This window comes from Dongia soli, assembly GCF_034044715.1.
Classification (GTDB): Bacteria; Pseudomonadota; Alphaproteobacteria; order Dongiales; family Dongiaceae; genus Dongia_B; species Dongia_B soli.
The window spans coordinates 1,209,351-1,231,365 of the sequence record NZ_JAXCLW010000002.1; the positions used below are offsets into that span (position 1 = coordinate 1,209,351).

Genomic DNA, 22,015 nt, shown 5'->3' on the forward strand with positions numbered 1-22,015 from the left:
TTAAGAAGGACGATCATGACAGAGAAATTTGTACCCGCTGCCGCCTTCTGGCTCGAAACGGATAATCAAAAAGCCTGCGAGATCGCCAAGCTCGCAGATTTCGAAATTGTTCTCTTTGACATGGAGCATGGCACGATCAATTTGGAAACGCTCGATCGATTGCTACCGTTTTGCCAGGCGATTGGCCTGAAAGCCTACGTACGTTTGGCCGAAGCCACACGATCCAATATCCAGAATGCCCTCGATATCGGCGCCGATGCGATCATCTTGCCGCAGCTGCGAGACACTGAACACGCGCGCGAAGTTACCGAATACGCAAAATTTGCGCCCTTGGGCAGTCGAGGCGTCGGATACAGTCGCACTCAGAGATATCAAGGCGCGGACAACGCATTCCTGGCCGCTGAGAACCAAAGACTTTGCTATGCAATGATCGAAACGGAGCGCGCGTTGATGGAAGCATCTGCCATTGCCCGCTTGCCCTGTGTCGATGGCTTATTCATGGGACCCGCTGACCTTTCAGTGGCCAGAAGGCGTGGAGCTTTCGGCGGAACGGAGGCCGACATTACCGATCTCGTTGCTATTGCTACCGCGGCACGGGAGGCCGGAAAGCATTGGGGGGTGCCCGTCGCGAATCCGTCGCTGCGAAAGGCTGCACTGCCCTTCCGACCAGCTTTCGTTACATTGGGTGATGATCTATCCGCACTTTCAGCCGGATTTCACGCTCTTCGACAGCAATTAAATAAGTGATTTAGGCATCACGGTTCCAGGAAGCTGAACGCCGCCTCACTGTGTTTCAGCACCGAAGTGGGACCCCGACCAGAACAGCCCTAATACCTTGAATCGACGAAACCGAAAGCCGTGCAGGGCCTGACGAGACGCGACCGCAACCGCGATGATTTTCTTCTGTTGGACTGAGAGAGCGCCTTCAGAAAACACGGCATTGTCGAAAACCCAGAAGGCTTTGATGCTATCGGGTCCGCTCTCGTCCAGCTTCTTCAATCGACTCAGATTTTTTATATCAAACATCAGTATTCTCCCTGATTAGATCAATCCTCAGGCAAATCGTCTGTGTTTAATTCACGCCGTGCCCGAGCGTGCACGCCGGCTAATCGGTGAAGTGTCGATGATGTTCCGGCCGCAGGGTATGGATTTTTTGGATCGTGGGACACCAATTGCCGACCCCCGGATCGTTTGTTTGAGGCAGCATATGGCCGCAACCTGAGTTTAGCGATGGTGCGCCGTCCATTGGCATCGCCTGGTCCTTCCAATGCAATTGACGAGGAGAGAGCAGTATGAATAGAAAAGCAATCTTTACCTTTCTCGCACTGGCTGGTGGCGCATTCCTAAATGCGAAACTTCGTCGGGCGCACCGGTAGAATGAAAAAGACGCTTTTACGCCGTGAAAATTTGGTCAAACTATTTGCCGAATTTCTTGCCGTAATGTTTTCGGGAGGAATTGGCCTTGCTGCAGGTTCCACGGGAATATCGTTGATTCTATTTCCGGAAATTGCGGCGTTATCGTTCGATGTATTTTCCCGTCCTAGAGGAAAATGGGCAACTCAACCTGTCAGGCTGATCATTACCCCGACCATAACCGCGGCGCTAGGTGTGATCGTCACCCGTTATTGGGAATATGGCGCATTCGCTATAACAGCTATTACTCTTCTTAGTCTTATTACCATCAAATTGCTGCGGTCGAATATTGGGGCAGCGATCTCCGCAGGCGTGCTCCCAATGGTTCTCGGGGTGACAAGTTGGGTCTATCCCATCGCCATTTTCTCAGGACTTGTTGCGCTTGCAGCTGCACTGACCCTTTGGAAGCAATTCGATCCTCATATTTACTTGTCTGAAGGAAAAAAAGAGAGTCAAATTATTGACGCTGCCGAAACGCCACCCAAAGATAAATTTTGGATTTTCGCGTTGACGGGATTTGTATTGGTCTCTGGTGCGGCGGCACAAGCAACTGATTTACGATTTCTCTTGTTTCCCCCCTTATTGTCGTGGCCTACGAATTGTTTGGCCACCCAGAGCTTCCGGGCTGGATGTCGCGGCCGGTACTGTTTCCTCTCGTATGTTTCCTGACAGCCTCGGTCGGCTTGTTTGCCAACTCTACACTTCACGCCGATTTTTTGGGAGTTTCGTTCACGATGGTTTGTTCGATTGCGATTTTGAGGGCGTTCAAGGTCCATATGCCACCTGCGTTGGCAGTCGGCTTGATACCGTTTGTGATTGTCCATCCCACCTTTTGGTATCCAATATCGGTGTCTCTGGGCGCTTCCGCTTTGATCGCGTCCGCTGGCGTCTACACATCCCTCAACCGCAGGCACGCAAGCTGAGCACACACGGCGCTTGACAGGATAGACCAGCGGCTAGAAGCGATTGAAACAGGGTGTTGGGGCTTCCACGGTGGCCTTGATAGGTGCGAGCTCGGCGATCCGCTCCAGGGCCTCCTTGGCGATGGCAGAGCCCTGCGCCAGATGGATGTCGAAGAACTTGCGCCGGACGTGCGCCAGACAGGCGACCTCCTTGATCTTGGCTGTTCGATAAAGCTCCTCGAACCCGGCATAGCCATCGGCATGCAGCCAGCCCTCGAAGTCCTTGAGGTGCTGCCGGGGCCACTTGCCCTTGCGGGTAAGCGCCGATTGCGGGGGACACACAGCCTGAAATCCGACCCTCTAAGGCTCTCGGTGAAGCTAAACGCAACTTGTGTTTAGCAACCGATAGAATCGCCTAAACCTCGCCCTATTTCACGCTCGCAAGCTGGCAGAATGCTCGGCCTCCTTGATGTAAACCATGGTCGGTACTGCCTTGCTTACAAAGCGGACGAAATCGACCTGGCGCTGCCATCTGTATTCCCAACACCATCTGAGTCTTCAATCGCTAGAATTGCACCAGAAAAACTACAAATCTAATCGGCGCGTCGACGGCTCTGTTCGATATTCATCTTGGTTTCGCGCGATCGCGCAGGTTACTGCATGTTGCCGAGATCATGTTTTACCGAAGTCAAAGTCATCTGCCGATGCGCCTACGCGGGGACAGGTGCTAGTTTTCAATCACCCGATGGCCAGTTCAACTTCCCAATTCTCCTTGATCGGAGCCTTGGCTGCACATTCACATTCGACATTCAGGTAGTGCGCTTGTGTTACGAGAGAATAGGCAGCTGCTCTGCTCATATGGTCCTGAATATGTGCTAAATCGTCTCTGCTTCGAGCTGAAGGCGGATTTGCGCAGGAACAATCCAGCTGTCTCACCGGATCTATGGCAACCAGCCAAGCATGCGAATTACGCCAGCGTCGCCTCCAGCTACACCAAGGCGCTCTCCGACCTCTGGTCACAAGAACGAGTCTATGAGCACCGAAGATAATCAAAGGACGTTTGGACACACAATCAGGCCCCTCAAGTTCGCTCGACTACATACATTCACTGCAGCAAAGGATAATAACTTCCGCATCGGCGCGGTGGTCAAACCTCGGAGACGGGAGATGCAGGTAGCTGGGATTCGCCGTGTGGGCGCACCGGTGGAAATGATTGAGCTCTAAGAACGTGATGATAATGGCCTGGGTGACCGACCGATTTCAGCGACAAACAGCTGAGGTCGTGGAGTAAGGAGTCCCTGCAACGCTAGGAAGGCAATCATGTCGCTCACAGTTTGCTCTAGGACTGGTGGCGCGATGGCGCGTCTCCCGATGTTGCTGCCCCCACTTGCAGCACTGCTCTATCCCTTCGCACTGGAAGGCTTCAACGCCAGCGTCTCGCACATCGTCGCCTCAGACGCCTCTATCTTATCGTGGTTCACCGCAGCAGCATCGCTTGCCCTGGCCTTTGCCTCGTCACTTATCTCTATGCTCGTCGCGATGTCCTTTTCCGAGATCCGTCGTCCGTCTGTGGTGCAGTTGTACGCAAAGCGCACAGCACTGTTTGCCATCGCGGCGCCGACCTTGTTCACCTTCGTCGGCGTCGTTCTCACCATGCTGCACGATCCGGTACCCGATACCTACCTATGGGTCGCGTGTTGGATGACCGCGTTCCTGCTTCTACTTCGCCCCGACAATGGCGCGCCGGCGTCGATCTCGCCGCGCTCTATTCCGGCATTTCTCCGTATTGCCCACGGTGTCGCGGCACTCACCCTCATTATGGTTTTTCTAGCGCTCCATCTCACCAACCATTTGATGTTTCCCGCGGGCCAGGAAACGTACGATGCGGTGATGAAGGTGTTCCGCCACGTATATCGCAACAACATCCTCCAGCCGTTAGTGGTCGCGCTCGTCCTTTTCCAGGTTTGCTCGGGCCTGTTCTTCGTCTGGCGGTTGACCGCGGCACCCAGTGACCGCTTCCGCACCTTCCAAATCGGATCAGGCGTCTATCTTGCATTTTACGTTGTGGGCCACATGGATTCGGTCTTCATTTTCGCACGGACATATCTTGGTATCGACACTGGATGGGGCTTCGCGACAGGCGCGCCCACAGGGCTCGTCAATGACAGCTGGAACATCCGCCTCGTGCCGCACTATTGGCTCGGCGTTTTCTTCGTCCTCGCGCATCTTGCTGCCGGCGCCCGAGGGGTTATGATAGCGCATGGCCTCAGTAAGGAGTTTGCCGACCGGTTTATGGTCGGCGGCACGATCGTCGCCGGGCTCGTCGCGACGGTGATCATGCTCGGTATGTGCGGGATGCGCATTCAGTTTACTTGAAAAGAGTGGGCAATGGCGATCAATGAAAGGCGGTCACCGGCTGACGCTTACGCTGCATGTGACGACCGCCCCTTCAGAAAGACTTATCCAAAGATGCAATGAGAACATCCATGCGGGTAAGTCACCGATCATCGTGACTCTTCACGACAGAACTCGCGGAGCCAAGGACCTGACCGAAAATGCAGGCAGACTTGGAGAGATTGAAGTCTTAGGCTTTGAGGAATTCATGGTCTCAAATCTGATAGAGATGTCTGAGTTTCGAAATGCGAAGCGCCATCACTCTGCGCAGAAGATTATAGATAAATACAATTCACTCATTGACCTTGCGGTCCTCGGTGAAGCGATACCAGGCCCCCGGCGGGCCGTGCCGCCCCAATCATGCTCATCGCGGAGATAGACCCACAACCGTCCGGTCCGGGGTACCGGTGCCGGGCGCCAACACGTTGACCGGCGTATCGTCGGCATGAATGGCGGTTCCCGCCATGACGTGGCGGCCGATGGCATCAACCAGAGGCGTAAGCAAGGAGGCGGATTTGCCGACCCAGTCGGCCAGGGTGGAGCGCTCCAGATCGACGCCCTCGCGGGCATAGATCTGAGATTGCCGATAAAGCGGCAAGTGATCCGCATACTTCGAGACCAGGACATGGGCCAACAGGCCAGGACCCGGCCGTCCATGCTCTATTGGCAGCACGGGGGCCGCGACCTGCAGAACACCATCGCAGCATCGACAGGCGAGCTTTGGGCGGACCGTTCGGATCACCTTGAACCGTGCCGGAACGTATTCCAGGGTCTCGGAAACATCCTCGCCGATCTTCCGGAGGTGACCGCCACACTGTGCGCAGGTATCGCCCGGGCTGAGGACGATCTCTTCCCTTGGCAGATGTTCCGGCAAGGGCTTGCGCTTCGGCTGGGTCTTGGTTGGCGCGGCGGGACTATCAAAGTTGGCTTGTACGACTTTCACCGCCTCGGACGCCTCAATGTCCTCGAGCATCAACTCCAGTTGCTCGATGACATGGTCCAGGGCTTCAGACTTCGAGCCAAAACGATGCCGCCGGAGATTGGCAAGTTGCAGCTTCAGCTTCTCAATCAGCAGGTCTTTCGCGCGGATCTCTGCCTCCCGCTGGGCGACAAGCTGAAGCAGAGTGGCGCTGTCTGGAGGGGAAGATGTGACGATCTCAGCCATCGTCACCATCATACTTCTGCAGGCCGGTCTCGTGAATCCACAATGTCAAACAGCACGCCGGAAACGGGCACTTATCCGGCCGTGAGAGGCATCCAGGTTCGACGCGGCGTGCGCCAGTCGATACCTTCCAGCAGCATCGCCAATTGCGCCTGGGTGATGGCAATCCGGCCATCCGCCGGTGATGGCCAGACAAAGCTGCCGCGTTCGAGCCGCTTGGCGAAGAGACACATGCCCTGTCCATCCCACCACAGCACCTTGACCAAGTCGCCGCAGCGCCCGCGAAAGACGAAGAGATGGCCCGAGAACGGATCTTGTGCCAGCACCGACTGGGCCAGCATGGCGAGGCCGTCGAAGCCCTTGCGCATATCGGTCTTGCCTGCCGCCAGCCAGACCTGGGTATTGGCCGGAACCGGGATCATGCGCGCGCCATCAAGACATCGACGACCAGTGCCAAGGCTTGCCGGTCGACATGCTGGTCGCAGCGCAACCGCACACCACTCGGAAACTCGATCTCGATGATACCCTGGCGCCGGTCGGGCTTCCGTGGCCGAGGCAATTCTGGGATGTCGGCAGTGGCGTGTGTATTGGGGAAACCACCCGAGACTTCGACCGGAACGAATTGCGGCTCAACGGACGCTTCGGGCTGGCCGTCAGAACTGAACTGTCGACGCCACCCAAATAGCTGGTTTGCATTCAGATCGTGCTGCCGAGCGACGGCGGCAAGCGAGGCACCGGGAAGCCCAGTCTCAGTTACGATGACGCGCTTCTCTTCTTCGCTCCAGCGCCGACGGGTGCGGCGCGGCCCAGCCTCAGCTTTGCCCATAGCAAGTGTCCATCAATAAAATACGTGGACACTATGCCCACCTGATATCGACAGTCTCAGGCAAAGCTATGGGGATTGGAAGGCGGCCGGGACCGTACGGTTACGATATACAAAGCGCTCGGCGTGAAGCTGGAGCTCGAAGTCTTTGAGCCGACTAGAGCACTATGAAGCAACCACAATCGCTCCGAGCACCACATTGATCCTTTTGGGCATCTTTTTGAGCTAATCAAGTCTCGAAATTTGCGAGACTTCCCTTAAGTTCTGGTCGTGGCGCGATCAAAGCGCCCGCCAAAAGGGGGTGATCATGCTTCGTATTCCGGCTGCTGTCGCTGCGTTGGTCGTCGTCAGTGCCTGCTCCCGCCAAACGCCGCCTACTCCGCCTCCGCCACCAACGGTTTCCGTCGCCAATCCTCTTTTGAGGAATGTCGTCGATTGGGACGAATATATCGGCCATTTCGAGGCGCCGCAGTCGGTCGAGCTTCGCGCGCGAGTGACCGGGCAAGTGACGCAGATCCTGTTCCGCGACGGCCAACCTATCCAGGAGGGCCAGCCGCTTTTTGTCATCGATCCGCAGCCCTACAAGGCCGAGCTCGATCAGGCGCGGGCGGCGGTGGAGAGTGCGGAGGCCACGCGCAAGAACGCAATGGCGATGGAGGCACGATCGGCGGCCCTCGAACCGAATCGTACGGTCAGCAGGGAGAAACTGGAGACCGACCAGACGCGGGTCCAGACGGCGACCGCCGCACTCCATGCCGCGCAGGCGGCATTGGAAACTGCCGAACTGAACTACAATTGGACCACCGTCCGGGCCCCTATCGCCGGGCGCGTTTCGAGCCGTCGCGTCTCGATCGGAGACCATGTCGAGGCGGGGACCACCATGCTCACAACGATCATGTCGCTCGACCCGATCTGGTTCGTTTTCGACGGCGCCGAGAGCTTTTATCTGAAATATCTCCGGCAGGCGCGGCAGGGCCAACGTCAGACCTCGAGAGACTTTGAAAACCCCATCGATATCAGGCTGTCCGATGAAACCAGCTTCTCTCATCGCGGCATGATGGCGTTCGTCGACAACGCCATCGATACTGATTCGGGAACGATCCAGGCTCACGCCGTCGTCGACAACCACGATCATTTTCTGACCCCCGGAATGTTCGGAAGAGCACGCCTTCTCGGATCCGGCAGCTATCGCGCCATGCTCGTACCCGACGAAGTGATCATCACCGAACAGTCACTGAGGGAGGTTCTCGTCCTCGCGCGCGATGGCACCGTCACAAAGCGAACGGTCGAGCTGGGGCCGGAGGCTCTCGGGCTGCGGGTAGTAAAGGACGGCCTTGCTTCCACCGATCTCGTTATCCTCGACCATATCACGCAGCTCAAGCCGGGTATGGCAGTCGTCCCACGCCACACGACGATCGAGGCGCGCAATGCAGACGCCGGCCCGGCGATGCCGCCAGTCAATGCGCCCGAGCCGTCCGTCGCGACTGTCTCCGACGAGCACTGAGGAGCGATCAATGCGCTTTCCGCATTTCTTCATCGAACGACCGATCTTCGCGGCAGTGCTCGCGGTCCTGATCACCGTTGCCGGTCTTGTCGCCTACCCGTCCCTGCCGGTCGGTCAATATCCGGAGGTCGCGCCGCCGACGGTCGTCGTCACCGCGCGGTTTCCCGGTGCGACTGCGGAGACGATGGCGTCGACCGTATCCGTTCCTCTCGAACAGCAAATCAACGGCGTCGAGCACATGCTCTACATGTCAAGCTCTTCGGTCGGGGAAGGCTCGGTTGCGATCACCATCACGTTCGCAATCGGCACGGATGTCAATGAAGCACAGGTGCTCGTGCAAAACAGGGTTGACGAGGCGCTCCCGCGATTACCCGAGGAGACCAGGCAAATCGGCGTGACTGTCCGTAAGGTCTCCGCGGAAGACCTCGTGGGCTTCGCGTTCTACTCTCCCGACAACTCGCTCGATACCGACTTCATCTCGAACTATGTGACCCTGCAGATCAACGATCGCATCAAGCGAATTCCCGGCGTGGGCGATACGGTGCGCTTCGGCGGGCGCGAATACGCGATGCGGGTCTGGATCGATCCAGATCAGGCGGCAGCGCGGAATTTGACGGTCGATGAGATCATCTCCGCCATTCGCGCCCAGAATGCCCAGGTCGCAGCCGGCATCATTGGCCAGCCGCCATTTGGTGCAAAGGCCAATGCCTATCAACTTGGCGTGGATACCGAAGGACGTCTCGCCACGCCGGAAGAATTCGGCAATATCGTTGTTAAGCGGCGTGACGGCGGCGGACTAACCCGACTGCGCGACGTGGCGAGAGTCGAGCTGGGCGCTCAGGACTATTCGACCAATGCCTTCCTGAACGACCGCAATGCAATCGGCCTGGTCGTTAAACAACAACCCGGAACCAACGCGCTTGCGACCGAGGAACGAGCTAAGGCCCTCGTTGCCGAGCTGTCGAAGGACTTTCCGCCAGGCATGGCTTATTCCGTCGCCCACCATCCGCTCGACTTCGTGTCAGACTCCATCCGGGACGTGAAGGACACACTTTTTATCGCACTGCTGCTGGTCTCATCGATCGTCCTGCTCTTCCTGCAAAGCTGGAGAGCAGCAATCGTACCGTTGATTGCCATCCCGATCTCCCTGACCGGAAGTTTCGCTACTATGGCCGCGTTCGGCTTCTCGCTGAACACCCTGTCGCTTTTCGGAATGGTATTGGCGATCGGCATCGTCGTGGATGACGCGATCGTCGTGGTAGAGAACATCGAGCGGCTCATCGTCGAGGCAAATCTTTCGCCCAAGGAGGCGGCTCACAAGACGATGAGTGAAGTGTCAGGCGCGCTCCTGGCCATCGCCCTCGTGCTCTGCGGCGTGTTCCTGCCGACAGCCTTCATTCCTGGCTTTTCGGGCGAGTTCTACAAGCAGTTCGCGTTGACGATCGTATCGGCAACCGTGGTCTCGGCCTTCATCTCGCTGACGCTGTCGCCGGCACTGGCGGCGTTGCTGCTCAAACCTGCCGGCCAACGATCAGAGTCCAAGCCCGGCATTCTCGGCTTTCCAGGCCGATTTGCCGCCTGGTTCAATCACCTGTTTGACCGAATGTCGGTTCACTACGGGCGTCTCAGCAGCAAGCTTGTCCGGCGCCTCGTGATCCTCGTCGTCATCTATGGCGTGCTCATCGTCATGACAGGGTGGCGCTTCTACGTCACGCCGCAGGGATTCATTCCTTCGCAGGACCAGGACCTGCTGCTCAACGTGCTCCAACTGCCTCCTGGCTCGTCGCTCGAACGGACGACGCAAATCTCAAAAGAGGTCCAAGCTGCAGCGGCTACCGTTCCCGAGGTCGAGCACTCATTGACTTTTGCTGGGTTTGACGGCGCGACCTACTCCAACGCCTCGAACACGGCCCTTATTCCCGTTCACCTGAAACCGCAGTCCGAGCGCAAGGCGACGATCGACGAGGTTGCGGACAAGCTTCGCAAGGCCTTTTCGAATATTACTGGCGCCAACGTACTGGTGATCTCGCCACCATCGGTCCGAAGCATCGGTACCGCCGGCGGATTCAAGATGGAACTGGAAGATCGCACCGGCCTGGGCTACGCAGCCCTTGAGAAGGCGGCGCAGGTTGTGATCGCCGAAGCGAACAAAAATCCTGCGCTACAACGCGTTTTTACGACCTACAACACCGGGACGCCACGTCTCCACCTGTCGCTCGATCGAGAGAAAGCGGAGCAGCTCGGCGTGCCCGTGGATCGCATATTCTCGACCCTCGGCACCTATCTAGGCTCGACGTACATCAACGATTTCAATTACCTCGGCCGCACCTGGCAGGTGATCGCCCAGGCGGACACTTCGTACCGGCAATCGGCCGCTGACATCCTTCAACTCCGCACCCGCTCGGAAAGTGGAAAGATGGTTCCGCTGGGCGCCATCGCGGATGTTCAAAAGCAATCCGGCCCGTATCGCGTCGTCCGCTACAACATGTTCCCGGCCGCGGAGATACAGGGCGGGGCCGCCCTAGGTTATTCGTCCGGCCAGGCGCTGCAGGCGATGGAGGAGATAGCGGCGCGCGTTCTGCCGAAGGGGATGGGCATCGAGTGGACCGAGCTCGCCTACCAGCAGAAGCAAGCGGGCAATACCGGCATCTACGTCTTTGGGCTGGCCGTGCTGTTCGTCTTCCTGCTTCTGGCAGCTCAATATGAGAGCGTTGTACTGCCGCTGGCGGTGATCCTCATCGTTCCAATGTGCCTCCTCGCCGCGATCTTGGGCATCAACCTGCTCGGAATGGACAACAACATTCTTACGCAGATCGGCCTCGTGGTGCTTATCGGTCTCGCCGCGAAGAACGCGGTTCTGATCGTCGAGTTCGCGAGACAAGGCGAAGCCGAAGGCTTGACCCATTGGGAAGCTGCGACCCGAGCGGCCCACCAGCGTCTTCGTCCGATCCTGATGACGTCGATCGCGTTCATCCTGGGCGTGCTTCCACTCATTATCGCGGACGGCGCCGGATCGGAGATGCGCAAGGCGCTCGGCGTCGCGGTGTTCTTTGGGATGATCGGCGTGACCTTCTTCGGGCTGATTTTCACGCCGAGCTTCTACGTCATCAATCGCCTCATGGCGGACTGGATTGCCACGCGGGTAAAGCGCCTGCGCACCCGCCTTGGAGGACATGCCGCCGCCGACTCATCCGCGGCCACCCCCACCGCGCCGGCGCGAGACGTAGCGTGATGGCTTTAGGGACGACATAGGACTCCGGCGGACATGATGAACTAAGCGCTGTCAGGGACAAACTTGCACTCGATACTCAAACTGCAGGACCTACGCGCGCACCGAATGTTCAAATTGGCACGATTGAATGGCCCGATACGTCTACATGCGACTGAGCGAGACTTGATAGAGCCAACGCGTCGTCGCGCTGCACCGCGCCAACCATCCCCCGCTTGTCACCCTCGGCCTTGATCCCCGCCGGCGCAGGCCGACAGTCGGCGGCGGGGTCTGCGGTTGAGGAACAGGCATGGCGATCTGTTAACCATGTTGTTTTCTATCCCGCAAAAATATTATTAAGGAGCAAGGGAAATGTGCCATGCCGGCGAGATGATAAACCCGTAGAATCGGCTTACTTTCCTTGTTCTGTCATGTTTTTGATGCTACTTGCCTTAGGTAGCGTCTGCCGAAATTTGGGGGGTCCGGCAGAAGACGCGCGAAAGCGAGTGCGACTGCTGGCTGAATACAATTAGTGCAGCCGGGCCGCCTGCCCCAGCTTTGAGTTTCGGGAATTGGGGGCAGAGCAATGGGTGGCAAGGCTGGTGGAACCGCGGCGGCGATGGGCGGCCGGCGGCAACGATTGATAATGGCGGCCTCGCCGCTGGTGTTTTCCTTCACAGCGACATTGGCGACAACCTATCCCGGGCAATCGGCTTTGGCCTGCGATGCCGGCGACCAGGCAAGCCTTGCCGCCTGCATCAGCGGTGCGGGATCTGACCCGGTGATCAATGTCACCGGCGATATCACGCTGAGCGGCAACCTGCCGGCAATCACCACAGATGTGACGATCAATGGCGGCGGCCATGCGATCGATGGCGGCAATGCCTATCGCGGCTTCTTCGTCACCGGCGGCACTGTGGAAATCAATACGGTCTCGGTGCAGAACACCAAGGCGCAGGGCGGCGCTGGCGCCGGCGCTGATGCTCTTGGCAGTGGTGGCGGCGGCGGCCTCGGGGCGGGCGGCGGTGTTTTCGTCGGGGCGGGCGCCACGGTCACGCTGCGCGATGTCAGTTTCGATGGCAATAAGGCGGCCGGCGGCAATGGCGGCGGCGTTGCCGACGGCTCTGCCGGCGGGCTGTTGGGCGGTGGCGGCGGTGGCGGCGGCGGCCTGGCTGGCAATGGCGGCGACGGGCTTCACGGCGGCGGCGGCGGCGGCGGCGTCAATGGCGATGGCGGTAGCGGGAATTGGGGCGGCGGCGGTGGCGGCGGCGTCAATGGTAACGGCGGTACCGGCGGCGATGGCGACGGCCTCGGTGGTGGTGGCGGCGGCGGCGGCGTCACGGGCAATGGCGGCGCCGGCGACCTTGGCGGCGGCGGTGGCGGCGACATCGCCGGCGGAACTGACGGCTTCAGTGCCAGTGGTGGTGCCGGCTCGGGCGGTGGCGGTGCCGGCGGCAACTATCCCGGCAGCGGTGGCGGCGACAGCAGCGGGACTGGCGGCGGTGGTGGCGGCGCCGGTAGCGCCGCTAACGGCGGTGCCGGCGGTGCCGGCGGCATGAACGGCGGCGGCGGCGGTGGCGGCGCGGGTAGTCAAGGCGGCGCGGCCGGCGCCGGCGGTACTGGCGGCGGCGGCGGTGGCGGCGGCTATGGCAACAATGGTGGTGCGGGCAGCGCCGGTGGCTTCGGCGGCGGTGGCGGCGGCGCTGGCGAAGGTGCTGGCGGTTCAGGCAGCACGGGCGGTGGTGGCGGCTTCGGCGGCGGTGGCGGCGGTGCCAGTTACGGCTCCACCGGTGCGGGTAATGGCGGCGGCGGTGGTTTCGGCGGCGGCGGCGGTGGCGGCGGCCTCAGCTTTAGCGGCGGTGGTTTCGGCGGCGGCAGTGGCTTCGGCGGTGGCAAGGGCGGCAATGCCGATGGCATCTACGGCGGCGGCGGCGGTGGCGGCGGCGGCATGGGCGGGGCGATCTTCGTGCAGGATGGCGGCCAGATCGTCATCGAAGGCTCGCTGACCATCGATGGCGGCAGCGTCTCGGCCGGTTCAGGCGCTAATGGCGGAACCGCCGGCTCGGCCTTCGGGTCGGGCATCTTCCTGCAGGGGGCGGGCGCCTCGCTCACCTATGCGCCGGATGCCGGGGTGACGCAGACAGTGAACGATGTCATCGCCGATGAAGCCGGTTCGGGCGGCAGCAGCGGCAACAGCATCGGCCTCATCAAGGAAGATGCCGGCACGCTGGTGCTGAATGGCGCCAACACCTATAGCGGCGGGACAACGGTCAATGGCGGCACCTTGTGGGTTGATGGCTCTCTGAGTTCCGGTGTCGATGTCTCCGGCGGTGCGGCGGTTGGCGGCCATGGCACGATCACCGGTGATCTGAATATGTCGGCCGGTTCGCTCTTTCAGGCGCGGGTGACGCCGACGGCTGGAGATACGCTGCATGTCACCGGCACGGTCGACGCGCAGGGTGCCCAGGTCTTGGTGCTGGCTGGCAGCGGCAGCTATGCCGATTCAAAGGATTATACGATCCTGACCTACGGTTCCATGTCGACGATTTTCGACAGCACGGTGTCGACCAATCTCGCTTTCTTGCAAGGCGCGCTCGATTACGCGACGCCGGGTGAGGTCCATCTGATCCTGACGCGCAACGCGACGGCCTTTCCCGATGTGGCGGTATCGCATAACCAGCAGGGCGCAGCGGAAGCGGTGGAGAGCCTCGGTTCCGGCAACACGCTCTATGATGCGGTGCTGGATCTCGATGCGGCGGGGGCGCAGCAGGCGTTCCAGCAATTGGCCGGCGATGCCCATGCCAATACCCAGAACGCGGTCCTCAACAACAGCCGGGCGCTCGCCAATATGATGATGGGCCGGCTGCATGAGGTTTCCGCGGGTCAGCAGGCACAGACGCAAGTGAGCGCGGCGCATGTCGGCAGCGACATTCTCGATGGCCAGCTCGCGGCGGCCAATGACCAGTCGACGGCCAGCGACATGCCGATGGAAAATGGCAAGTCGGACGGCATCCAGTTCTGGATGCAGAGCCTGGGCGGCTTCGGTCATGACGACAGCGACAGCAATGCCGAGGCGCTCGACCGGGTGACGGCCGGCCAGGTGATCGGCGCCGATATCGCGGTCGGTGACGATTGGCGGGTCGGTGCCTTGGGTGGCTATAGCCATAGCTGGGTCGATCAGGCCGATAGCAATGGCGATATCAACAGCCTTCATGTGGGCGCCTATGGCAGCGGCCAGGTCGGGCCGATCGCGCTGCGCGGTGGCCTTGGCTATAGCTGGAATCATGTGAAGATCAAACGCGATGTCGATTTCGGCACCGTCGATGAAAACCTGAAATCGAATTACGACGCCCATCTGCTGCAAGTCTTCGCCGAAGCAGGCTATCCGATTGCCGTGGGCAACACTGTGATCGAGCCCTATGCCGGTTTCGGGTACACCCATCTGTGGAGCGGCAGCTTCAAGGATAAGGTTGCGCGGCGGCGCTCGACGGCAAGAGCAGCCAGGAGGACATGCCCTATAGCTTGCTGGGCCTGCGGGTCGATGGCGAGGTTGCACGCTTCGACAGCATGAGCCTCAACCTGCGGGGTGGCTTGGGCTGGCAGCATCTGTTTGGTGATGTGACCCCGAGCACCAGTGTCCGCTTCGAGGGCAGCGACAGCTTCCAGTCACAGGGTTTGCCGATCGCCCGCAACTCGCTGGTGGCGGAAGCCGGCATAGATCTCACCGTCGATCGCAATCTGTCGCTCGGCCTCGGCTATGACGGCCAGGCGGCCAAGGACAGCTACAACCACACGTTCAACGCCAGTTTGATTTGGAATTTTTGATGGGTGAGGTGACGTTCATCGCGGATAGGTGAGGTTCATCAGCCATTACCCAGGACTCTCGGATCAAGCAACTGTGAACGTCTTAGGTGGCCGATTTGCACCAGTTTCTTCAGATTGTCTAAAGCGAGGGGCCTGCGGATCTTTGCAGTTGTCTCCACAACCAGCATCCCTGTACCCCTCCGATCTCGTCGGGGGACAGTCTGAACACCACCGTCAAAGTGGTCCCTTTTGGAGGCCAATCACCCCTTAAACGGGGTCCTTATTGCATGCCGAATAACACAGTGCATCGCCTAGCAGCAGATCGACTTTACGAAAAGCACTCGTTGAAGTAGGTAGCAGTTCGCCTCAACGCATCACTGCGTTCAAGTGACACGCAAACTTCGACGGGCTTTTTCGCGTTCGCTGGCGGCAAGCCTCACCGCAAGAGCTATGCCTTCGGCCGCCAGCCCGACTTCATCCGCTGACAACGTGGTCGGCGCTACGCGAATGTGGCGATCGTCCGGATCATTGCGGTAGGGAAACGCCGCACCTGTCGGGGTGAGTGCGATGCCCGCCTCGCCCGCGAGTTCGACCGTCCGGCGGGCACAGCCATCAGCGTACAGACTGATGAAATAGCCGCCCTTTGGACGTGTCCAGGTGGCCACCCGCGGGTCGCCAAGTAAACGGTCAAATGTACCGTACACGGCATCAAATTTGGGTGCAATGATGGCGCGGTATTGATCCATCAGGGCATACAGCGCGCTTTCGTCAGGCAGCGCGCACATATGCCGAAGCTGGTTGATTTTATCTGGACCAATGGAGCGCCTGCTCGCGCTGGCAAGAAACCATCGCATGTTGGTCTCGGAACTGGCGAAGACCGCAAGCCCGGCGCCCGGGAACGTGATCTTGGAAGTAGACATGAACATCAAGGCCCGATCAGGATTGCCAGCGCGTTCGCATGCGGTGAGCAAATTCGCCGTCTCGATGCGCTCTTCAGTGAGATGATGCATGATATAGGCATTATCCCAGAAAATGCGGAAATCCGGCGCCGCGGCCGGCATGCGCGCGAGGCGCTCGATCACGGCGTCGGAATACACCGCACCGGTGGGGTTGCTGTATTTCGGAACGCACCACATGCCTTTGATGGCGGCGTCCTCGGCCACGAGCGCCTCGACCCGATCCATGTCCGGGCCGTCTTCGCCGAGCGGCACCGAAATCATCTGGATGCCGTATTCCTCGGTCATGTTGAAGTGGTAGTCATAACCGGGCGTCGGACAGAGAAAGCGGATCCGGCCCGCGCGGTTCCACGGCAATGGACTGCTGGGATTGCCCTTGAGCATACTGTAGACGATATTGTCATGCATCAATGCGAGGCTGGAATTGCCGCCCACCATGGTATTCTCCGGTCGCGCACCGATAAGCCTAGCGTACAGCGCACGAGCTTCGGCCAACCCCTCCATGCCGCCGTAGTTGCGGCAATCGGTGCCGTCATGCGCCACGTGGTTGCCACGACCGGGTAAATCGAGCAGGCGTTCGACCAGATCAAGCTGCCCCAGAGCGGGCTTCCCGCGCGCCATGTTCAATCGCACTTCGCGCTTTTTGAATGTCCCGTAAGAGATGGCGGCTTGTTCATGCAGTGCATCAATCGCCCGGTCGTCAAGTTCAGTCAGTGCGCCCATCGATCACCCCTGCCCCATTGCCTAAATTGATCATGCAAGTGCCGACATCGCGATCGGCTCGCTCGTAAAAATCTTGCCAGGGTTAAGAATTCCACGCGGGTCCAATGCATGCTTAATGGCGCGCATCACGGTCAAGCTCTCATCTGTCACGCTGTGGCGCAAGAATTCCCGCTTCAGCAAGCCAATCCCGTGCTCGGCCGAAATAGAGCCGCCTCGCTTGCCGACAAGACCATAAACCAGTGACTCTATCGCATGATGGGCGGCCGCGTCGTTGACCGGCAGCGAATTGGCATCGACGGTCAAGTGCAGGTTGCTATCGCCGATATGACCGAAGAAGGCGCTGCGGCATCCCGGCCAGCGCTCATTCAAGCTTTCGCATATCGCCGCCGCGAATTCGCCGATGATCCCGATGGGCAGGCTGATGTCGAAATTGATAGGGGCCAGCCTGGACGGAAACTCGGCCGTAGCCTCGCGGATCTTCCAGAGCTGCCGCGCTTGGGCTTTCGAGCCCGCAACGACCGCATCGGATATTTCTCGCTCCGCCATGGAGAGTTCCAGAATGCCCTGGAGCCGGCTTTCGTCGCCCTCCAGCTCGCACAAAACGTAGAGGGGGAGCCCTGCATCCAACGGCGGCGCCATCGCCGACCAGTTGCAGCTCATGGCGTAAAAATCCTGCCACATCACCTCGAACGCCTCCAGCGACAGGCCGGAGCCGCGCAGGCGACGCAGCAGCTTCACCACGCCCGCATAGTCAACGGCCGCGCAGAGCACGGTATGTGTATCACCCAAGGCCGGCGCCAGCCGCAATACGGCGCGGGTGATAACGCCGAGCGTGCCCTCGGAACCGATGAAATGCTGCTTCAGATCATAGCCTGCATTGTTCTTGATCATCGAATTCATCAAATTTAGCACACGCCCATCGGCCAGAACGACTTCCAGACCAAGCACCTGGTCTCGCGTCATACCGTGACGAACCACCGCATGCCCACCGGCATTGGTGGCAATATTGCCGCCGATCTGACAGCTCCCGCGGGCTCCAAGGTCTACCGGATAACGCAATCCCGCACTTTCGGCCGCATGTTGGGTCGCCTCCAGCGTCATCCCGGCCCAGGCCGTGAGCGTACCGGCAGCCGTGTCCACCTCCGTGGCACCAGTTAAACGCTCAAGGGAGAGCGCGATGGAGTTGCTCGTCGGCACCGCGCCGCCAGCGAGCCCCGTCATTCCGCCCTGCGGGATCACCGGGCATCGATGCGCGTGACACAGACGCATGGCTGTTGACACCTGTTCGGTAGAGATAGGCCGGATCACGGCCAGCGGTCGGCACGGCGCATGCCCGGTCGCATCGCTGTAGTGGCGTTCGGGTATTGCATCGCCGCTCAAAACGGCAGCGCCCAATGATGCTTGTAGAGCTGAAACGCAATCTTCAGACATGATGTATTTCCCGATCGGTACCGTCAGCGATCAAATATGACGCCGCCCTTCAGTCGCTGCCAGCCCGGGTTCCGTAAACTCCTCAGCGATCACCATCGCCGATAAGCCACGAAACATTCTCCTACAAAACCTTGGAGAGGAAACTCCGGGTTCGTTCGTGTTGCGGATTGTCAAATAGGGCCGACGGCGAACCCGTCTCGACCACCATCCCGTCGGCCATGAAGACGACACTGTCAGCCACTTCACGCGCGAACCCCATCTCATGGGTGACGACAATCATCGTCATGCCGGATTTGGCAAGACCGCGCATCACGTCGAGCACCTCACCCACCAATTCCGGGTCCAATGCGCTGGTTGGCTCATCGAACAACATGAGCTTGGGCTGCATAGCAAGCGCCCGAGCTATAGCCACTCGCTGTTGCTGGCCGCCGGAAAGTTCGGCCGGGTAGGAGTCCACTTTGTCGCTCAAGCCGACCCGATGCAGCAATTCTAGGGCCCGCTTCTTAGCCTCCGCCTTCGTCTCGCCGTTCACGCGGATCGGAGCTTCGATGGTATTCTGCAAGGCCGTCATGTGGGGAAAGAGATTGAAGTGTTGGAACACCATGCCGATCTCCCGCCTTTTACGGGCGATGTGCCGCTCATGCAGCTCGTAGAGCTTGCCGCCGTGCTCGCGGTACCCGACAAACTCGCCATCGACCAACAATTCTCCCTCGTTGATCTTCTCCAGATGGTTGATGCAGCGAAGGAATGTGGATTTGCCGGCCCCGGACGGCCCGAGCAGACACGCAACCTCACCTCTTGGGATCGTCAGATCAATGGCCTTGAGGACCTCGATATGGCCGAACCGTTTCGAGACGCCAATCGCCTGGACCATTGGAATATCAGGCATCGCTTCCTCCCGCCGCATGCGTGGCGCCGGCGGTCGCAGAGCGATTGAACAATCGCGCGCGGGTTCGAGCCAGCCGACCCGGCTGCCGGCGTGGCATAAACCCGCGGCCGAATCGACGCTCAATACCGGACTGAACGAACATGAGCACGGTGGTAACAGCGAGGTACCAGATACACGCGACAATGAGTAACGGAATCGTCTCGTAGGTGCGGGCGTAGATCAGCGATACCGAGGTCAGAAGATCGGTGTAGGCGATGACGATCACCATCGAGGTGTTCTTCAACATCCCGATTGTTTCGTTCCCGGTCGGCGGGATGATGATCCGAAGCGCTTGCGGAAGTACGATCCGACGCATCGTCAGAAAGCCTTTCATGCCGAGCGATTTTGCCGCGTCGTTCTGCCCCGGTGACACCGATAGGATCCCCGAGCGAACGATCTCGGCCATGTAGGCTCCCTCGCTCAGGCCAAGTCCGAGAATGGCTGCCGTCAGTTGAGTGATGACATGATTGGTGTCGACCGACAGTAAGCTCGGGCCAAATGGAATGCCGATCGATAAGCGCGGGAAGAGCGCGGACAAAAAGTACCAGAACAGCAACTGTACCAGGACCGGAATCCCGCGAAACACCCAGATGTAGACGCCGGCCGCCGTCGAGATCACCGGATTTGGCGACAGGCGCATGACAGCAAGGAGAATCCCCAGCGCAATCCCGATCGCCATCGACCCCACGGTGAGTTCCACCGTATGTGACAACCCGGTGAGTATCGGCGCCGAGAACAGATAGCGCCAGACAACGTTCCACTGATAGTTCGGATTGCCGCTGGCCGAGGCGACAAGGCTCGCAAATACCACCGCGATAATTGCCACGGCCACCCATCGCCCGGGGTGTCGCAGCGGGACTGTCTTGCGAACGAGCCGGCCCGGGGAGGTTGCACTCCCCGAGCGGGATGTGGATGGATCAGCCGGCATGATCAATCGGTCACGCCACCGTTGATGGTCGCCGTGGTGATCGCGTTGTTTTCCTGCCCGTACTTTTTCAAAATTTCCAGATAGGTGCCGTCATCCATGATTTTCTGCACGGCGGCCTGAATCGCTTTCGCTAACTGGTCGCTGCCCTTGGGAATGACAATGCCGAACACCGACTTCGTGTAGGCTGGACCGGTCAATACAAGCTGACCCTTGGAATTCTGGGCGGTGGCCGCTGCGTTGGGAGCATCCGCCATCACGACGTTAACTCGGCCACTCTGAAGCGCGAGGATCATCTGATCTTGACGCGCGAAGACCTGACTGTCGATCGCCGGTTTACCTTGCTTCTGGCACTTGGCGCTTTGCTGCTCCGCGTCGTTGACCTCCGTCGTACCTTTGGCGAGTCCCACGGTAACACCGCACAGATCGTCCAAGGTCACGTACTTGTCCTTGTCAGCCGTGCGCGCCATGATCCCGCCACCCGACCCGAAGTAGTCGACAAAATCGACCTGCTGCTGCCGTGTTTTATTGTCCGTCATAGCGGACATGGCCATATCGTAACGCTTGGCGACCAACCCTGGGATGATGGCATCGAAACTGGTGCTCACGAATCGAAGCTCGACACCGAGCTCCTTGCCGATCGCAGCCGCGATATCGGCGTCAATACCCACCACGGTCTTGTTGTCCTCGGCGAACGTCTCGAACGGCGGGTACTGAATCTCGCTGGCGACACTCAAGAAACCCTGGGATTGGATCGCGTCGGGCAGCAAGTGCTTGAACGGCGCGTCATCGGCTCGTGCGGCAACCACGGCGACCGTTGACGCCGCCATCAGACCGATGAGCGAGCGCTTGAGAATGACCGATACTCGAGACATTAGAAAACTCCCCTATGGTTGATTGACTCAAAGCAGGCTCGGATTCATGTTTTCGTTTCTTCCGCAGATGTGCCCAAGCGGGCAAGATCGTTGGGTGCGAGCAAATCTTGCCCGGATCGACCCAAACCTGCTCGGCCTGAGCGCTGCCATGCTGAATTACTTGCGTCAAACACGACTCGCCTCTGAGCACGATTCGCGCCCAGCCACGGCTGAATAGTAGGCCATATCCTCGTGTCGCTCATAAGAGAATTTAGCCCAACCGAACCCACAGGAGATCGCCCTGGTCGGCAACACGCCACCATCCGGTCGAGATCCGGAAGCCGCGCGATCACCAGCCTCTTCGCCTCTTTACAAACCAAGAGTCCGGCAGAAACTGGGGTGTCGGCGAGAACCTGGAATGGCTGAAGACCTGGAGCCATTCGCAATAAGATATCATTCCTGGAATGCCAATCACTTATTGCCTTACAGGTATAATTTATCCTCGATCTGTAACGGATTCTGTTGCTCTTAGACGTTACGATCGCATTGGGGGCCTCTTGGTTAGACGGACTTACTCATCGCTGGCGCGAGCAAGGTATCGGGCACACGCTTTCAAACCGCCTCATCCCCTGCAAAAAGAGAGCAACTCGAAGGCTAAAAAAATCCGTGCGAACTGCACGGGGCGCGAGGAGCGATGTGGAAGGTCGGAGGGGCCGTGGGTGCACAGTCGTGCCCCATCACCGTGAAACACAATGATGGGTACAGCGCCGATCCTGAGAGAATTCTTCGGCGCTTCAGGCTGAGACAAGGGACCTCCTTGCCGCATCGCGCGGAAAGCTGAGGCAACATCCGTCGCAGCGCCACATGCTAGGCCGGAATGGATCCCGACGGCAGCATAAAGATCGGGGTAGTTGAAGCCCATGATGGCCGCTGCCGCACCACCCGCAGACAATCCGGCAACATAGACACGCGTCGGATCCACCTTCAG

General features: G+C 59.4%; 17 protein-coding genes and 2 pseudogenes. 8 read left to right on the forward strand and 11 right to left on the reverse strand.

The genetic code is table 11. From position 1 onward, the window contains the following. The first annotated feature begins 15 nt into the window (after positions 1-15). Positions 16-747 carry an HpcH/HpaI aldolase family protein gene (locus SMD27_RS12100; protein ID WP_320508619.1) on the forward strand — a complete coding sequence of 244 codons (732 nt, stop codon included), beginning with the start codon at positions 16-18 and terminating at the stop codon, positions 745-747. 36 nt (positions 748-783) lie between these two features. Here SMD27_RS12100 and SMD27_RS12105 read toward each other — a convergent pair whose 3' ends face one another. After that, the gene (locus tag SMD27_RS12105) at positions 784-1,026 is read right to left on the reverse strand and encodes a hypothetical protein (protein ID WP_320508620.1); all 243 of its coding nucleotides are present in this window, start codon (positions 1,024-1,026) and stop codon (positions 784-786) included. A gap of 351 nt (positions 1,027-1,377) precedes the next feature. Between SMD27_RS12105 and SMD27_RS12110 the strand changes: the two genes are divergently transcribed. Further along, positions 1,378-2,082 carry a hypothetical protein gene (locus SMD27_RS12110; protein WP_320508621.1) on the forward strand — a complete coding sequence of 235 codons (705 nt, stop codon included), beginning with the start codon at positions 1,378-1,380 and terminating at the stop codon, positions 2,080-2,082. Positions 2,083-2,369: 287 nt separating this feature from the next. Here the strand turns inward: SMD27_RS12110 and SMD27_RS12115 are convergent, their stop codons facing one another. After that, complete coding sequence (locus SMD27_RS12115; protein WP_320508622.1) at positions 2,370-2,657, reverse strand: IS66 family transposase; 288 nt, start codon at positions 2,655-2,657, stop codon at positions 2,370-2,372. A gap of 978 nt (positions 2,658-3,635) precedes the next feature. On the opposite strand from SMD27_RS12115, the gene SMD27_RS12120 reads away from it, so the two are divergent. Both SMD27_RS12120 and SMD27_RS24165 read left to right on the forward strand, forming a co-directional pair. Next, positions 3,636-4,691, forward strand: a complete 1,056-nt coding sequence (locus SMD27_RS12120) for a hypothetical protein (protein ID WP_320508623.1) — start codon at positions 3,636-3,638, stop codon at positions 4,689-4,691. Positions 4,692-4,713: 22 nt separating this feature from the next. Further along, a pseudogene (locus SMD27_RS24165) lies at positions 4,714-5,001 on the forward strand (DUF4928 family protein); the annotation flags it as partial. A 12-nt stretch (positions 5,002-5,013) separates the two neighbouring features. On the opposite strand, the pseudogene tnpC reads toward SMD27_RS24165, so the two are convergent. The 3 genes and pseudogenes from tnpC to tnpA form a co-directional block, all read right to left on the reverse strand. After that, positions 5,014-5,874 (reverse strand): annotated as a pseudogene (gene tnpC, locus SMD27_RS12125) (IS66 family transposase); the annotation flags it as partial. A gap of 71 nt (positions 5,875-5,945) precedes the next feature. Further along, the gene (tnpB, locus tag SMD27_RS12130) at positions 5,946-6,293 is read right to left on the reverse strand and encodes an IS66 family insertion sequence element accessory protein TnpB (protein WP_320508624.1); all 348 of its coding nucleotides are present in this window, start codon (positions 6,291-6,293) and stop codon (positions 5,946-5,948) included. Next, positions 6,290-6,697: an IS66-like element accessory protein TnpA gene (gene tnpA, locus SMD27_RS12135; protein WP_320508625.1), complete on the reverse strand. Its 408-nt coding sequence runs from the start codon at positions 6,695-6,697 to the stop codon at positions 6,290-6,292. Before tnpA ends, tnpB begins: the two co-directional genes overlap by 4 nt. A 304-nt stretch (positions 6,698-7,001) precedes the next feature. Between tnpA and SMD27_RS12140 the strand changes: the two genes are divergently transcribed. The 4 genes from SMD27_RS12140 to SMD27_RS12155 all read left to right on the forward strand — a co-directional run bounded on the left by SMD27_RS12140 (position 7,002) and on the right by SMD27_RS12155 (position 15,231). Further along, a complete protein-coding gene (locus tag SMD27_RS12140) occupies positions 7,002-8,198 on the forward strand; it encodes an efflux RND transporter periplasmic adaptor subunit (protein ID WP_320508626.1) in 1,197 nt (398 codons plus the stop codon). Positions 8,199-8,208: 10 nt separating this feature from the next. Beyond that, on the forward strand, positions 8,209-11,430 hold the full coding sequence (locus SMD27_RS12145) for an efflux RND transporter permease subunit (RefSeq protein WP_320508627.1): 3,222 nt from the start codon (positions 8,209-8,211) through the stop codon (positions 11,428-11,430). A gap of 562 nt (positions 11,431-11,992) precedes the next feature. After that, positions 11,993-14,977, forward strand: a complete 2,985-nt coding sequence (locus tag SMD27_RS12150) for an autotransporter family protein (RefSeq protein WP_320508628.1) — start codon at positions 11,993-11,995, stop codon at positions 14,975-14,977. Beyond that, positions 14,917-15,231: an autotransporter outer membrane beta-barrel domain-containing protein gene (locus SMD27_RS12155; protein ID WP_320508629.1), complete on the forward strand. Its 315-nt coding sequence runs from the start codon at positions 14,917-14,919 to the stop codon at positions 15,229-15,231. Before SMD27_RS12150 ends, SMD27_RS12155 begins: the two co-directional genes overlap by 61 nt. 362 nt (positions 15,232-15,593) lie before the next feature. Here SMD27_RS12155 and SMD27_RS12160 read toward each other — a convergent pair whose 3' ends face one another. From SMD27_RS12160 to SMD27_RS12185, 6 genes are all read right to left on the reverse strand, one after another. Further along, positions 15,594-16,889, reverse strand: a complete 1,296-nt coding sequence (locus tag SMD27_RS12160) for an aminotransferase class I/II-fold pyridoxal phosphate-dependent enzyme (RefSeq protein ID WP_320508630.1) — start codon at positions 16,887-16,889, stop codon at positions 15,594-15,596. A gap of 30 nt (positions 16,890-16,919) precedes the next feature. Further along, a complete protein-coding gene (locus SMD27_RS12165) occupies positions 16,920-18,320 on the reverse strand; it encodes an FAD-binding oxidoreductase (protein WP_320508631.1) in 1,401 nt (466 codons plus the stop codon). 121 nt (positions 18,321-18,441) lie between these two features. Continuing rightward, positions 18,442-19,209: an amino acid ABC transporter ATP-binding protein gene (locus SMD27_RS12170; protein WP_320508632.1), complete on the reverse strand. Its 768-nt coding sequence runs from the start codon at positions 19,207-19,209 to the stop codon at positions 18,442-18,444. Continuing rightward, positions 19,202-20,074 (reverse strand): amino acid ABC transporter permease, encoded by an 873-nt coding sequence (locus SMD27_RS12175; RefSeq protein ID WP_320508633.1) that lies wholly within the window; start codon positions 20,072-20,074, stop codon positions 19,202-19,204. Before SMD27_RS12175 ends, SMD27_RS12170 begins: the two co-directional genes overlap by 8 nt. Before the next feature lie 104 nt (positions 20,075-20,178). After that, positions 20,179-21,048, reverse strand: coding sequence for an ABC transporter substrate-binding protein (locus SMD27_RS12180; RefSeq protein ID WP_320508634.1), 870 nt, complete (start codon positions 21,046-21,048; stop codon positions 20,179-20,181). Positions 21,049-21,649: 601 nt separating this feature from the next. Next, positions 21,650-22,015 (reverse strand): PHB depolymerase family esterase (locus SMD27_RS12185; RefSeq protein WP_320508635.1); only part of this gene is annotated, 366 nt, incomplete at its 5' end.

Bases quoted from the DNA above. Each gene is read 5' to 3' on its own strand.
- SMD27_RS12100 (WP_320508619.1), top strand. From the start codon at position 16: ATGACAGAGAAATTTGTACCCGCTGCCGCCTTCTGGCTCGAAACGGAT.
- SMD27_RS12105 (WP_320508620.1), bottom strand. From the start codon at position 1,026: ATGTTTGATATAAAAAATCTGAGTCGATTGAAGAAGCTGGACGAGAGC.
- SMD27_RS12110 (WP_320508621.1), top strand. From the start codon at position 1,378: ATGAAAAAGACGCTTTTACGCCGTGAAAATTTGGTCAAACTATTTGCC.
- SMD27_RS12120 (WP_320508623.1), top strand. From the start codon at position 3,636: ATGTCGCTCACAGTTTGCTCTAGGACTGGTGGCGCGATGGCGCGTCTC.
- tnpB (WP_320508624.1), bottom strand. From the start codon at position 6,293: ATGATCCCGGTTCCGGCCAATACCCAGGTCTGGCTGGCGGCAGGCAAG.
- tnpA (WP_320508625.1), bottom strand. From the start codon at position 6,697: ATGGGCAAAGCTGAGGCTGGGCCGCGCCGCACCCGTCGGCGCTGGAGC.
- SMD27_RS12140 (WP_320508626.1), top strand. From the start codon at position 7,002: ATGCTTCGTATTCCGGCTGCTGTCGCTGCGTTGGTCGTCGTCAGTGCC.
- SMD27_RS12145 (WP_320508627.1), top strand. From the start codon at position 8,209: ATGCGCTTTCCGCATTTCTTCATCGAACGACCGATCTTCGCGGCAGTG.
- SMD27_RS12150 (WP_320508628.1), top strand. From the start codon at position 11,993: ATGGGTGGCAAGGCTGGTGGAACCGCGGCGGCGATGGGCGGCCGGCGG.
- SMD27_RS12155 (WP_320508629.1), top strand. From the start codon at position 14,917: ATGCCCTATAGCTTGCTGGGCCTGCGGGTCGATGGCGAGGTTGCACGC.
- SMD27_RS12160 (WP_320508630.1), bottom strand. From the start codon at position 16,889: ATGGGCGCACTGACTGAACTTGACGACCGGGCGATTGATGCACTGCAT.
- SMD27_RS12165 (WP_320508631.1), bottom strand. From the start codon at position 18,320: ATGTCTGAAGATTGCGTTTCAGCTCTACAAGCATCATTGGGCGCTGCC.
- SMD27_RS12170 (WP_320508632.1), bottom strand. From the start codon at position 19,209: ATGCCTGATATTCCAATGGTCCAGGCGATTGGCGTCTCGAAACGGTTC.
- SMD27_RS12180 (WP_320508634.1), bottom strand. From the start codon at position 21,048: ATGTCTCGAGTATCGGTCATTCTCAAGCGCTCGCTCATCGGTCTGATG.